General features: G+C 56.2%; 14 protein-coding genes and 1 pseudogene. 6 read left to right on the top strand and 9 right to left on the bottom strand.

Going from position 1 to position 13,358, the window contains the following annotated elements; translation table 11 throughout:
- Positions 1-327: 327 nt before the first annotated feature.
- On the top strand, positions 328-1,245 hold the full coding sequence (locus CYR55_RS07150; RefSeq protein ID WP_101815455.1) for a manganese catalase family protein: 918 nt from the start codon (positions 328-330) through the stop codon (positions 1,243-1,245).
- Between the two features lie 199 nt (positions 1,246-1,444).
- On the opposite strand, the pseudogene CYR55_RS07145 reads toward CYR55_RS07150, so the two are convergent.
- From CYR55_RS07145 to CYR55_RS07125, 5 genes and pseudogenes are all read right to left on the bottom strand, one after another.
- Positions 1,445-1,651 (bottom strand): annotated as a pseudogene (locus tag CYR55_RS07145) (zinc ribbon domain-containing protein); the annotation flags it as partial.
- Positions 1,648-3,177 (bottom strand): MFS transporter, encoded by a 1,530-nt coding sequence (locus CYR55_RS07140; RefSeq protein ID WP_101815454.1) that lies wholly within the window; start codon positions 3,175-3,177, stop codon positions 1,648-1,650. The pseudogene CYR55_RS07145 and the gene CYR55_RS07140, both read right to left, overlap by 4 nt.
- Positions 3,178-3,526: 349 nt before the next feature.
- Positions 3,527-4,411 (bottom strand): MurR/RpiR family transcriptional regulator, encoded by an 885-nt coding sequence (locus CYR55_RS07135; RefSeq protein ID WP_101815453.1) that lies wholly within the window; start codon positions 4,409-4,411, stop codon positions 3,527-3,529.
- Between the two features lie 88 nt (positions 4,412-4,499).
- A complete protein-coding gene (gene nanQ / locus CYR55_RS07130) occupies positions 4,500-4,973 on the bottom strand; it encodes an N-acetylneuraminate anomerase (protein WP_101815576.1) in 474 nt (157 codons plus the stop codon).
- 52 nt (positions 4,974-5,025) lie between these two features.
- Positions 5,026-5,898 (bottom strand): N-acetylmannosamine kinase, encoded by an 873-nt coding sequence (locus CYR55_RS07125; RefSeq protein ID WP_101815452.1) that lies wholly within the window; start codon positions 5,896-5,898, stop codon positions 5,026-5,028.
- Positions 5,899-6,155: 257 nt separating this feature from the next.
- Between CYR55_RS07125 and CYR55_RS07120 the strand changes: the two genes are divergently transcribed.
- Together CYR55_RS07120 and CYR55_RS07115 are read left to right on the top strand one after the other, a co-directional pair.
- A complete protein-coding gene (locus CYR55_RS07120; RefSeq protein WP_101815575.1) occupies positions 6,156-6,857 on the top strand; it encodes an N-acetylmannosamine-6-phosphate 2-epimerase in 702 nt (233 codons plus the stop codon).
- Between the two features lie 47 nt (positions 6,858-6,904).
- Positions 6,905-7,798, top strand: coding sequence for a dihydrodipicolinate synthase family protein (locus CYR55_RS07115; RefSeq protein ID WP_101815451.1), 894 nt, complete (start codon positions 6,905-6,907; stop codon positions 7,796-7,798).
- 234 nt (positions 7,799-8,032) lie between these two features.
- Here the strand turns inward: CYR55_RS07115 and umuD are convergent, their stop codons facing one another.
- From umuD to CYR55_RS07095, 4 genes are all read right to left on the bottom strand, one after another.
- Positions 8,033-8,461, bottom strand: coding sequence for a translesion error-prone DNA polymerase V autoproteolytic subunit (gene umuD, locus CYR55_RS07110; RefSeq protein WP_101815574.1), 429 nt, complete (start codon positions 8,459-8,461; stop codon positions 8,033-8,035).
- 113 nt (positions 8,462-8,574) lie between these two features.
- Entirely contained in the window at positions 8,575-8,883 is a 309-nt protein-coding gene (locus CYR55_RS07105; RefSeq protein ID WP_146000960.1) for a hypothetical protein, read from the bottom strand.
- Between the two features lie 216 nt (positions 8,884-9,099).
- The gene (locus CYR55_RS07100) at positions 9,100-9,498 is read right to left on the bottom strand and encodes an H-NS family histone-like protein (RefSeq protein WP_101815449.1); all 399 of its coding nucleotides are present in this window, start codon (positions 9,496-9,498) and stop codon (positions 9,100-9,102) included.
- 261 nt (positions 9,499-9,759) lie between these two features.
- Positions 9,760-10,578: an IclR family transcriptional regulator domain-containing protein gene (locus CYR55_RS07095; protein WP_101815448.1), complete on the bottom strand. Its 819-nt coding sequence runs from the start codon at positions 10,576-10,578 to the stop codon at positions 9,760-9,762.
- A gap of 205 nt (positions 10,579-10,783) precedes the next feature.
- Here CYR55_RS07095 and CYR55_RS07090 point away from each other — a divergent pair, with 205 nt between their 5' ends.
- The 3 genes from CYR55_RS07090 to pcaF are packed head-to-tail and all read left to right on the top strand — an operon-like array spanning position 10,784 to position 13,356.
- Positions 10,784-11,467 carry a 3-oxoacid CoA-transferase subunit A gene (locus CYR55_RS07090; RefSeq protein ID WP_101815447.1) on the top strand — a complete coding sequence of 228 codons (684 nt, stop codon included), beginning with the start codon at positions 10,784-10,786 and terminating at the stop codon, positions 11,465-11,467.
- 10 nt (positions 11,468-11,477) lie between these two features.
- A complete protein-coding gene (locus tag CYR55_RS07085) occupies positions 11,478-12,176 on the top strand; it encodes a 3-oxoacid CoA-transferase subunit B (protein WP_101815446.1) in 699 nt (232 codons plus the stop codon).
- A complete protein-coding gene (gene pcaF / locus CYR55_RS07080) occupies positions 12,154-13,356 on the top strand; it encodes a 3-oxoadipyl-CoA thiolase (protein ID WP_101815573.1) in 1,203 nt (400 codons plus the stop codon). Before CYR55_RS07085 ends, pcaF begins: the two co-directional genes overlap by 23 nt.
- Positions 13,357-13,358: the final 2 nt, after the last annotated feature.

The following is a 13,358-nucleotide window of genomic DNA, read 5'->3' as shown; positions in this document are numbered from 1 at the left end:
CTTATTCAATACATTATTTCTATGTTAAGCAAAATGCGCTATTGATTCGCCATCATTTAACTTTAAGAAATGTCTTAATTGATGCTTTCCCCGGCTCATTTTCTCTCATTGCCCGCTGGCGGGTTCTATAACTTATACGTGTTGTGCGTCTGGCCGGCATGTCAACCCGGCCGTAGCGGCGTACGCTGACACAGTTCTGCCCCTCCCTCCGTTACGGCCTCTGCCGTGGCCGGAGCTTTTATGTGAGCACCTCGTTTATATCAGCACCACAATGCGATTTTCAGGAACCCCCATGAAAATCGACCACCCGAACATTGAGGATGGCGAATGTTTAAACATGTGAAATCACTTCAGTACACCGTCCGTGTCGCCGCGCCGAACCCCGGCCTTGCCAACCTGTTGCTGGAACAGTTTGGCGGGCCGCAGGGCGAGCTGGCCGCGGCCTGCCGTTACTTTACCCAAGGGCTGGGCGACGATGACCCAGGGCGCAAAGACCTGCTGCTGGACATTGCCACCGAAGAGCTGAGCCACCTGGAGATCATCGGCACCATTGTTGCCATGCTGAACAAGGGCGCGAAAGGTGAGCTGGCCGAAGGCACACAAAGTGAGGCCGACCTTTACCGCTCCCTGACCGGCAACGGCAATGACAGCCACATCACCAACCTGCTGTACGGTGGCGGCCCGCCGCTGATCAACTCTGCCGGGGTGCCCTGGACGGCGGCCTATATCGATACCATCGGCGAGCCGACAGCCGATCTCCGCTCCAATATTGCCGCCGAGGCCAGGGCTAAGATTGTTTACGAACGACTGATTAACCTCACCGACGACGTCGGCGTGCGTGACGCCCTCTCCTTCCTGATGACGCGTGAAGTGGCGCACCAGCTTTCGTTTGAAAAGGCGCTGTATGCCATCCGCAATAACTTCCCGCCGGGCAAACTGCCGCCGGTGCCGGAGTTTGCCAACACCTACTTCAACATGTCTGATGAAGGTGAAGTGCGCGGCAGCTGGAACTCGGATGAGAACTTCAAGTATGTAGCAGACCCGCAACCGGCGGTGGATGGCGGCGACGGCCTGGCTGTGCTGACCATTCCGGAAGACCAGAAAGTGGACTACGAGGTGATGGCACAGCGCACCCAGTCCGACCCGTCGGTGAACCCGACCACCGGTGCAGAGCTGGGCGCCACCTCGCCGACCGGCATCACGCAGGACAAGGACGCCGCCGACCCAAGCCTGCCGCCGGTTTAAGGCAGCGGGGTTAAAAAAGGGCATGCGAAAGCATGCCCTTTTTGTTGTCTTTGACCCGTTCTGACCAGGGTTGAAAAGGATGCTGACCGGCACCGCGTTCGCCCGGCTTTTTACTTCCGGGCGAAACGTGGGTCAAATTGACTGCTCCCTGCCCTGAGGGGCGAAGATTCCCACTTCACCGCAACCTACCTAAGCCGCGTTAAGCGGCTTTAGGATTGACCGTCGCTCCGCGGGCTAACGCAGCCAGCCCGACCGCTTTGATATTCTTCGCGGCGTTTACGTCACGATCGTGGTTAGCCCCGCACTCAGGGCAGACCCACCCACGGACGTTAAGCGCCATTTTCGACATGGTGTAGCCGCAACAGTGACAGCGTTTTGAGGACGGGAAAAACGGGTCATCCGCTATTCCCCGGTCACTGCACGTTCGGCGTTTGCCCGGATGGCACCACTGAATGGTTTCCCGTCAATAGCATCGGTCATCCGCAAACCGGATGGCCGAATCCAGCGTTGTACCCTGGACGGCATATCAAAACCGATCAGTAGAATCACCACAAATGTCAGGCTGAACGAGAGTGAACCTAATGCCGTACCCAAACTGAGGTGCTGGGAAATAGAGGCCCCAAGTATGGGGGCCAGTGCGCCGCCCAATGCCCCAACGTTATAGGTAAAGCCCAGGCCTGCCGCGCGTTGTTCGGTGTCAAAATAACCACCGAGAAGTTTTGGCAACAATCCGGCAATGCCTTGCCCCAGCATTTGTTGTAAAAATAGCAGGCCGCCCAGGAATAATATGTCAGAGCCCTGAATGGCAAAGAGCGGGATGATCAGTAATTGCGAGACGAGCAAGCTGGCCACATACGCTTTACGGGTACCCAACCAGTCGCCAAGAAAACCGCCGACACAACATCCTGCCGCTGCACCAAACCCACTGAAGAACAGCACATTACCCACCGTGTGAGGGTCATATCCCAGATCCATTTTCAAATAAGTGGGAAGCAGCGCCTGTATTGGCCATGAATAGAGGAAGGCGCAGAATACGGTCAGCATCAGCATGACCCCCGTCGGCCAGCGCTCGCCACTGGTTTGAATCATAAAATAGATGAATATGGCCGCACAAAGCACACCGAGGATAACTACGGTCAGGGCCGAAACCATGCCGGTAAAACAGAGGTAAAGCGCAACCGCGGCAAACAGCGTCAGCCCAATATTCAGGGTACGCAGAGAGCTGCAATACAATATATCGACCATGTTCAGCTCTTTCTGCTGCCTGGCAACTTTCTGTTTACGCCTGGCTGTTTCCCAGTCCTCTGCCTCAGGTAAATTTTTACGCAACCACAATGCAAAGATAATCGGCAGTAAACCAATATAAAACAGCATGCGCCAACCAAAGGCCGGCACAATATAACTGTAGGCCTGCGCCGCTAATACTGCCCCGATGGAAAAACCAGAAATCAAAAAGCCGCTGGCTTTATTGCGCATATTTTTGGGCCAGCTTTCCATGACATAGGTTGAGCTGGAGCCATATTCCCCCGCCATGCCGACACCAATAACCAGGCGGGCGATAAACAGCATGGTATAACCTGATGCCAGCCCACAGGCCAGTGTACCCACGGAAAACAGCACAATGCTGGTGATCATCGCCAGTTTGCGACCATACCGATCGCCCATCGACCCTAATACCAAACCGCCGATCCAGCGTGATATAAACGCCGCAGAGATCAGGCTGCTGGCCTCAAGCAGCGTTAAACCAAATTCTTGCTTAATATCAGTGAGTACCAGCGTGATAATCACAAAGTCAAAACCATCCAGAACATAACCCACCCAGGCGGCCATAAATGCCTTCCATTGCGGCGGGGTCAGCTGTTTGTACCAGCGGGGCGGCTTGCGCCCACCCGGCAAATGTTTGTCTCCACGAGATGGTACTGAAGTGCTCATATCGTCGCTCTCTCCTCCGCCAGCTAACCTGACTGACAGAAATTGTTTAACCTCATGGCACAGGCAATCAGAGTTTGTGATTGTTTATCATCACCTTATGGCCGGCTGATTGATAATTTTCGCCACATGCATAGTTTTGCCGTTTAACTCCAAACAAATTTCAAAACAGGAGTAAAACTCCATTGGAGTGTATAAGATCATTCCGGCATTACAATCACAATGTGTTGAAAACGTGATTAAGGTGCCGAAATGCTGATGTCAGAAGAATAAGCAGCAGAATGCAGGGGTAGAGGAGAAGATGTGGAGTTTATCAACGACATGTTTACCGGCGAGACTGAAAGGAAAAGCGTTACCCCCCACTATTTTGGCTGATGGCCTGGGTCGTTTTACGTTTAATACTTTCCGCCTGTGCCGGATCGGCTTTCACCAGCAAAGCATAAATCAGGTCCAGCACAAACAGCTGAGCGATCTTGGTGCCGATGGAGTCCCCTTGCAATTGGCCCTGCCGGTTGCCATTAATAAGAACATAATCAGCCTGCTCAGTAATGCGCGACCCCATATTATGCGTCAGCGCCACCGTCGTTGCGCCGGCCTCTTTTGCCAGTTTCAGCGCATGCACCGTCTCATGGGAGGTGCCGGAATGGCTGATACCAATCGCCACATCCCCCGGACGCATCAGGGAGGCCTGCATATACATAAAGTGATTGTTGGTTGCCGCATCGACCCGTAAACCAATACGCATCAGCTTACTTTTGGCATCTTCTGCGGTGATCCCGGAGGAACCAATACCAAAAATACAGATGCGATCTGCAGGACGTAATAATTTAACGACCTGCTCAATACTCTCGAACGAGAGCAAATTGAGCGTTTCCGTCAGAACATTATTAATGGCTGATTGCAGTTTACCGCCAATAGCCAGCGCGTTATCCCCCTCCTGCACGTCGGCATCCAGCAGGCTATCGCCATTACCGGCATGGTTCGCCACCTCAATGGCCAGATCCATTTTGAAATCCTGGAATCCTTTATAGCCCATCGTACGGCAGAAACGGATGATGGTGGCTTCGCCGGCCAGCGTCAGTGCAGAAAGTTCAGCCAGCGATAACTGGGTTACTTTGGCGGGTTCCGTCAGAATATAAGCTGCAATACGCTGGGCGGAACGGGTCAGGCTATTTTGCATTGCACCTAAAGCATCAAGAATTTTCCCTGGCTTAAAACGGGGAGCACCAGTTTTCACGCTAACACCTCAATGGAATGAAAATACTCTATTATCTGGCGTATATCATTACATAGTTAACCTGCCGCGTGAAGTGCGTGGCCAATCGTCAACGTCTGCCTAACAGGCTGTGATGGACTTTTACCACAGCCTTTTTGATCGTCTCTGAGCCTTCGATCAGGCAGCCTGGTTTATGGGGTTCGCCAGGAAAAAACAGGGCAAACATGCCGGGCAACATACGCAACCGGCTTTTATCGGGAATATCGGCGATAAGCTGAAAATCATCATCAGCATGATAAGGTTCCAGCTGTCCTGTCGGGGTTAACGAAGAGTATTCAATGCCTTCAACGCCGCTGATCAACAGCTGAACATCAGCATAGGTATAGTGCAATTCTGCTTTTTTGCTCTCCGCCGGCTGTGTATCAAATTCCATGATATTCATAAAAATTAAGTTGTCGTCAATATCATAACGTCCGCATGCCAGTTCAGATAAGGGAGTTTCAGCCAGATAAACTAATACCCGCTGAATACTCTCCGGCAATCCCTTGAAATAGGCTTTTTGTGCTAAGGAACCATGAATCATAATATCTCTCTCTTTATCTTTTCGCGTGCTGAAAATCATTACGTTGACAAGGTTACAATATGGCTCTGGCCCATAATGCCGCGCCTAATAAGCCGCTGTCCTGCTGGTGATAAGCCGCTTGAACAGGGATTCGGTATATGTCGGGCAGATCAGTTTGCAAGGAGGTCACCCGCTCCAGATACCCCTCGGCCAGCCCGACACTGCCACCGAGAATGGCTTGTTCCAAATCCAGCGCAATGCGCATGTCAGCCAGCATCTGCGCAATGGCGGTGGCCGAACGGTGAAGAATATTTTCCGCCGGCGTATGACCTTCGCGCGCCATAGTAAAAACGTGGGCAGCGGAGAGTGGCTGAGCCCACCCGTGGGTTGCAGCCCCGATCGCCGTGCCCGAAGCCACGCTTTCGACACAGCCCCGGCGGCCACAGCCGCATAATGGGCCCAGGGGATCGGATAATGTATGCCCGATATGCCCTGCCAGCCCACCGTTACCGACCAACAGTTTTTTATTCAAAATGATGCCGCCCCCTACGCCGGTGGATACCGTGACGTACAACGCGTTATCACATTGCTCTTTTAACAATTGATATTCCGCCCAGGCGGCGGCCTGGCCATCATTCAGTAACACGCAGGGTAAATCAGCAATGGATTGGATACAGTCTTGCAAGGGGAAGTCTGCCAGTCCGCCAAGGTTAGCCGGATTGAGGGCGGTGAGGAGGCCCTTGCTGATAATGCCGGTGGAAGCAACGGCGATGAAATCAACCTGGTGGCGATAAGGCGCAATCACGGTTTCCAGCGCTGCTGAAAGTTGCCGGGCATCTCCGCGTGGCGTTGCAATCTGCTGACGATTCGCCAATACGCCGCTTTCCATGACGATGGCGGCCGCAATTTTAGTACCGCCAATATCCAGCGCTAAACCTTTTCCCATTTTCTGTGATCCCTCCGCATTTTAATAAAGATCATGACGTAGACAGGACTATGGCAACTCTCGGGCCAAAACTCCATTAATATTTAATTTTTGGAGTTTTACTCCTACCAGGGTGTGATGGCCCAGCCCCGCTTTTCAGGCCAGCTCACATTTAGGGCTTGCCCCCGTTGCACAGCAGGAGCAAAAGTTCTACCATTATGGAGTGATACTTCATTTTTAATAAATTATTGGAGTTTAAAACCGTGCGCAACCAGATCATGTCCAACATGAGCAGTCTCTGCCATACGCTCCAGAATGGCCTTATCGTCTCATGCCAGCCCGTTCCCGCCAGTGCGATGGATAAACCAATGATCGTTGCAGCGATGGCCAGTGCGGCACTGGATGGGGGGGCAGTAGCGTTACGTATCGAAGGTATCCGCAATATACAGGCTGTGCGTGAGGTCACGGATGCGCCGATCATCGGAATCGTCAAACGCGATCTCCCGGACTCTGACGTCAGAATTACCCCCTGGCTGGAGGATGTGGATGAACTGAGTGCCGCCGGTGCCACGGTTATTGCTTTTGATGTAACCCAGCGCACGCGCCCGGTGCCGGTCGAGGCGTTATATCAGCATGCGCGCGCAAGCGGCTGCCTTACCATGGCAGATGCCTCAACCAGGGAGGATGGGCTGCTCGCCCATCAGTTAGGGATTGATTTTATTGGGACTACGCTGGCTGGCTATACCCAGCTCCCGGTTCCCAGCGAACCCGATATCGCGCTGGTCAGGCAGCTTGCACAGGCCGGATGCCGGGTCATCGCGGAGGGGCGTTACAACTCGCCTGAACTGGCAGCGATGGCGATATCGGCGGGTGCGTATGCGGTAACGGTAGGATCGGCCATTACCCGTATAGAGCATATTTGCGGTTGGTTTCAAGAGGCTATTGCACAATGCGACGCCACAAAACAGGTTGAATACTGATAACGGCCCTACACGGCCACCCCTCTTTCAAGGCTATAAGGATGCACATGAAAAAGCTGACAGGTCTGATCGCCGCCCCTCACACCCCTTTTGATGAGCAAGGTGAGGTCAATTACCGGGTTATTGACCACATTGCAGAACACCTGATTAACGATGGCGTAAAAGGCGTTTATGTCTGTGGGACTACCGGCGAAGGTATTCATTGCTCTGTGGAAGAGCGCAAGAGTATTGCTGAACGCTGGGTACATGCCGCGCAAGGCCAACTGAGTATCACCCTGCACACCGGTGCCCTCAGTATTAAGGATGCTGTTGAACTCTCCCGGCATGCTGAAACGCTTGATATCTTTGCGACGTCAGCCATCGGGCCGTGCTTCTTTAAACCGGGTAATCTGGATGACCTGATCGCCTATTGTCAGGCGATCGCCTCGGCAGCGCCTTCAAAAGGCTTCTATTACTACCACTCCGGTATGTCCGGCGTGAATCTGGATATGGAACAGTTTCTGATCAAAGCAGAATCCCAGATTCCTAACTTATCAGGCATTAAGTTTAATAACGCTGATTTGTATGAGTTCCAGCGCTGCCTGCGCGTCAGTGGCGGGAAGTTTGATATTCCATTCGGGGTAGATGAACATCTTCCTGGTGGTCTGGCTGTCGGTGCCATTGGGGCGGTCGGCAGCACCTATAACTACGCAGCGCCGCTGTTCCATAAAATCATTGCTGATTTTAACGCCGGTGATCAAAAGGCAGTTCAGGCAAGTATGGATCGGGTAATTGCCCTTATACGCGTACTGGTAGAATTCGGCGGGGTCGCTGCCGGTAAAGCCGCGATGCAACTGCATGGAATTGATGCTGGTAATCCCCGCCTTCCGCTGCGGACATTGACCAAAGAACAGAAACAAACAGTGGTGAACAGAATGCGGGACGCCATCGGTATAGGCTGACAAGCCCTTCCGCGACCATCGATTGTTTCCTGCAAATGAAATGCGTGTCCGGCAGAGATGCCGGACGTTATACCCGGCGGCACATTTTTTTGTTAAACAGCGCTTCCTGACTTCACCCCGTATAGCATGAAGATATCTCACCATCAGCAGCTAACATACAAAACGCCTGATGCACTGCACCAGGCGTTTTAAAGGCATAAAAGTGTCAACCCATGCCAGGGCTCGTCACTGCCCCTAGTTCCGCAGCGTATGGATCACGTGCAGCACCTTGCCGAAAATCTCCAGCTGGTTGGGGGCCAGGTAGAGGGGGGCATAGGCCGGGTTCATGGGTTCCAGGCAGAGGCGCGGGGTCAGGCAGAGCCGTTTTACCGTGAACTCCCCTTCGACTGCCGCGATCACGATGTCCCCGTGTGCCGGGGTTTCCGCGCGGTCTACCACCAGCAGGTCACCGCTGTTGATCCCCGCCAGCAGCATCGAATCCCCCTCGGCGCGCACAAAATAGGTGGCGCTGGGGTGGCGGATGCAGTACTCGTTCAAATCAAGCGAGCGCTCAATGTAGTCCGCCGCCGGGGACGGCACCCCGGCGCGGCAGTAGTCAGCGAATAGCGGTAACGCCAGTACCGGCAACTCCTCGTCCGGGCAACTGAACAGCTGGGTCACAATCACATCATTTCCCTCAATGATACTGTATGTATACCCAGTATAAGATAATTTATCCTCTTGAGAAGCGGCATTGATCCCTTTTCTTCAACGATTTATCAGCAGCCGCGTAACATTTACCCCGGATGCCGGGCAGTAAGTGCCATCAGCACGGCGGAGCGGCAGGCGGCATCATCACTCTGGCTTTGCGCTTTTTGCGTCCCGTCCAGCGACAGGTAAGCCGCGATCACCCGCTGCGCCTCGTCCTGATCAAGCGTTTTACGGTCAAGGGCATAGGAGGAATTACCATCCTCAATCACTTTGTTGAAATAGGGCAGATAATATCCGGCCGGGTGATCGCTGCCCTGCCGTTGGGCAATCACGCACATCACCGAGGAATAATAGGCGTCATTCTCTTTATGGGCTTTATCAGAGCGGGATTTCATCACACCGCCCCCGACGGCCAATATCAGCCCCACAGTCAAAATAAGGGTTACGCTTTTTTTCATGTTTACTTTTTTTCACCAGAATAAAAAGCAATGGTAAAGCGGGAACGGGTAAACCACCAATGGAAATAACCGGCTAAGAGAGGTGAGGTTTAATTATCGGCTGTCAGGGCGGGTAAACGAAAGCATAAACGGGCGCCGCGGCGCCCGGAAGGGTCAGAGGGCGAAATCGTCCAGTGACTTGCCGGCATCCAGCGCCAGCTTGATCGGTTTTGGGGTACGGCCCTGGCCGGTCCAGGTTTTGGTGTCGCCGTTTTCATCCACAAACTGATATTTGGCCGGGCGCGGCGTACGCGTCTTGCGGCCGGCTTTGCTCTCCGTCAGCGCCAGCAGTTCAGCCGGGTCGATGCCGTCTTCCTGCATCAGCGACAGGTACTCTTTCAGTCTGGCGGCGTGTTCTTCTTGCTGCTGCTTTTGTGACGTCTCTTCTTCGCGGCGCTCTTCCACGATGGTCGTCAGCTTTTGCAGGATTTCTTCTAAAGTTGACAGATTAACCTCCCGCGCCTGGGTACGCAGGGTGCGGATATTGTTCAACGTCTTCAGAAAACCATTCATAATAAACCCTTCCACATTATTGCTTTATATTTATACATGCCGTAAAAAACGGGATAGTATAATATCTTCCCCCAGAATAATACCCGCAGGCTGAAAATCGCCAACAACAGATGAAATATTACCCGATTCCGGGCGGATATAGTCCGCGCGGTGGAAAGGGTTTATTCCCCTCACCGGCAGGATACGGCGGAAATAGCAGGCCGATGCACAGAGTATACGCCGGGAAATATCGCCGCCGCCGCGGCGGATATATCCGGCCGTTTATAGCAGCAGCGCTAACTCCATCGCCGTGCGCTGTAACAGCGGCAGCACCTTCTCGCGCAGCGTCTGTGCCGGAACCTGGGACGCGTTGACCCCGACGTTCATTGCCGCCACCACGCCCCCTTTGCGCGAATGCATCGGTACCGCAATCGAGCGCAGCCCGATCTCCAGTTGCTGGTCGTTAATCGCATAGCCCTGCCGCCGCACCCGCGCCAGTTGCTCCCGCAGCTGTTCCGCGTTGCGCACCGTGTGCGGCGTCAGCGGTTCAAAAGTGACGCGGGAGAGATAGGCGTCCAGTTCCGCTTCATCCAGCGCGCTTAACAGCACCAGCCCCATCGAGGTGGCGTAAGCGGGTAAACGGCTGCCGCGCCCGAGATCAATGGTCATGATGCGTTTTACATTGACGCGGGCGATGTAGAGGATGTTGTCCCCGTCGAGCGTGGCAACCGAGCAGGACTCATTAAGCTGTTTACTCAGGAACTCGAGCGAGTTCTGCGCCGCTTTCGCCAGCTCCGAGCTGGAAAGATAGGCGTGGCCGATGGTCAGCACCCGGGGCAGCAGCACATAGTGCCGCCCGTCCGGGCAGTGCACAAAGCCCAGCGCACGCAGCGTGTAGAGGCAACGCCGCACCGCCGCCCGCGGGATGCCGGTGCTCTGGCTTATCTGCGACACCGACAACCGGTGGTGCAACGGGGTAAAGGCCTGCAACACTTCCAGCCCACGCGCCAGCGAGGCCATAAAATTGGGGTCGCCTTTGTAGGTGGCGTCCGTCAGTGCGCCAATCTCATCCAGACGCTGTAATTCACTGTTGCTGTCCATGAGTCTCCTTTCGTGGTTCTCAATACGGTCTGTGATGCAAGCCTGCTTCACGGGTTTTCTCCAGGTCGATCACAATTTTAACACTACAACAACAAACTGTCCGATAATCGCACAATGTTTTGATATTCGGCCTTGCAGCGTCCGGTGGCCGGGCATAGGGTGAAAAAAGAGCAGCCAATAAGGCAGACACAGGACAGGAGAGCCGATGATTGATAAAAGCGTCACCTCCACCGACGACGCGGTGGCAGACATCCCCGATGGGGCAACCCTGATGATTGGCGGGTTCGGGCAGGCCGGGCAGCCGTACGCGCTGCTGGAGGCGTTAATCCGCCGCCGCCCGCGTGACCTCACGCTTATCAGCAACAACGCCGGAAACGGTGACACCGGGCTGGCGGCGCTGCTGAAAGCGGGCTGCGTGCGCAAGGTGATCTGCTCCTTCCCGCGCCAGTCCGACTCCTGGGTGTTTGATGATCTCTACCGCCGTGGCGAACTGGAACTGGAGCTGGTGCCGCAGGGCAACCTGGCGGCACGCATCCAGGCAGGCGGCGCCGGGCTGGGCGGGATTTTCACCCCCACCGGTTACGGCACCCAACTGGCCGAGGGCAAAGAGACCCGGGAGATTGACGGCCGCCACTATGTGTTTGAACGACCGCTGAAGGCCGATTATGCGCTGATCTGCGCCCACCTGGGCGACCGCTGGGGCAACCTGGTGTATGACAAAACCGGGCGCAACTTTGGGCCAATCATGGCGATGGCGGCGACCTGCACCCTTGCCGAGGTGACCCGGCTGGTGCCGCTGGGCGGGCTTGACCCGGAACAGGTGGTCACCCCCGGCATTTTTGTCCAGCGGCTGGTGGCGACTGCCCCGGCTGACCGCCTTTCCGCCTGAGGAGCCGATGATGGATCTCGTGATAAACGAACAAAAACTGACCCACGAACAGCTGGCACGCCGGATCGCCCAGGACATCCCGGAAGGGGCGTATGTCAATCTGGGCATCGGGATGCCGACGCAGATCGCCAACTATTTGCCGCACGATAAAGAGATTTTCCTGCAAAGTGAGAATGGCATTCTCGGCATGGGGCCGGCCCCCGCCGAAGGTGAGGAAGACCCGGCGCTGATCAACGCCGGGAAACAGTACGTGACGCTGCTGACCGGCGGCTGCTATTTCCACCACGGTGACTCGTTCGCCATGATGCGCGGCGGCCACCTCGACATCTGCGTGCTGGGTGTGTATCAGGTGTCGGCACGCGGTGACCTGGCGAACTGGAGCACCGGCAAACCGGGCGCGATCCCGGCGGTGGGCGGCGCCATGGATCTGGCGATTGGCGCGCGGCAGGTGTTCGCGATGACCGAACACCTCACCCGCCACGGAGAGTGCAAAATTGTGGAGCACTGCACCTATCCGCTGACCGGCATCGGCTGCGTAAGCCGCATCTACAGCGATCTGGCGGTGATGGATGTCACGCCCGACGGGCTGGTGGTCACGGAAATTTTCGGCGGCCTGACGCCGGAACAATTACAGGAGGTGACCCCGGTTCGCCTCACTTTCAACCTGACGCAAACCGAGGCCAATGATGAACGACGCGTATCTGTGTGACGGGGTACGTACCCCCTTTGGCCGCCTGAATGGCGGGCTGGCAGCGGTGCGCGCCGACGATCTGGCCGCACTGCCGATACAGGCGCTGATCCAGCGCAACCCGCAGGTTGACTGGGGCCAGCTGGAGGATGTGCTGTTTGGCTGTGCCAATCAGGCCGGCGAAGACAACCGCAACGTGGCGCGTATGGCGCTGCTGCTGGCCGGGCTGCCGGTCTCGGTGCCGGGCTGCACCGTTAACCGGCTGTGCGGTTCCAGCCTGGATGCGGTGGCGATGGCGGCCCGCGCCATTAAAACCGGTGAAGGCGATCTGCTGCTGGCCGGGGGTGTGGAGAGCATGTCGCGCGCGCCCTTTGTGATGGGCAAGGCGGAGAGCGCCTTCAGCCGCACCATGCAGCTGGAAGACACCACCATGGGCTGGCGCTTTGTGAACCCGAAAATGCAGGCGCTGTATGGCGTGGACTCCATGCCGCAGACTGCCGAAAACGTCGCGGCGCGCTTTGGCATCAGCCGGGAAGATCAGGACGCCTTTGCTCTGCGCAGCCAGCAGCGCACCGCCGCCGCACAGGAGGGCGGTGTGTTCGCCCGCCAGCTGATGCCGGTGACCATCCCGCAAAAACGCGGCGACCCGCTGCGGGTTGAACAGGATGAGCACCCGCGTGCCACCTCCCTGGAGGCGCTGGCGAAACTGAAACCGGTGGTCAATGCCCAGGGCAGCGTGACAGCGGGCAACGCTTCCGGCCTGAATGACGGGGCCTGCGCGCTGCTGCTGGCCAGTGAGCGCGGCGCGCACCGCAACGGCCTGACGCCGCTGGCACGGGTTGTCGCCAGCGCGGTCACCGGGCTGGAACCCGCCGTGATGGGCCTCGGCCCGATTTCCGCCGTGCGTAAGGTGTTGCGTACCGCCGGGCTGGCCCTCGGCCAGATGGACGTGATCGAACTGAACGAAGCCTTTGCCGCGCAGGCGCTGGCAGTGACCCGCGAACTGGGGCTGCCGGACGACGCACCGCACGTCAACCCGCACGGCGGCGCGATTGCCCTCGGCCACCCGCTTGGGGCCTCCGGCGGGCGGCTGGCGATGACCGCCGCCTATGAATTGCAACGTACCGGCGGCCGCTACGCCCTGTGCACCATGTGCATCGGCGTGGGCCAGGGTATCGCGCTGATCCTCGAACGGGTCTGAGG

It is taken from the genome of Chimaeribacter californicus, assembly GCF_002858675.1.
Taxonomy (GTDB): Bacteria; Pseudomonadota; Gammaproteobacteria; order Enterobacterales; family Enterobacteriaceae; genus Chimaeribacter; species Chimaeribacter californicus.
Note: the sequence above shows the minus strand (reverse complement) of the source record. Positions and strands in the feature narration are given on the sequence as shown.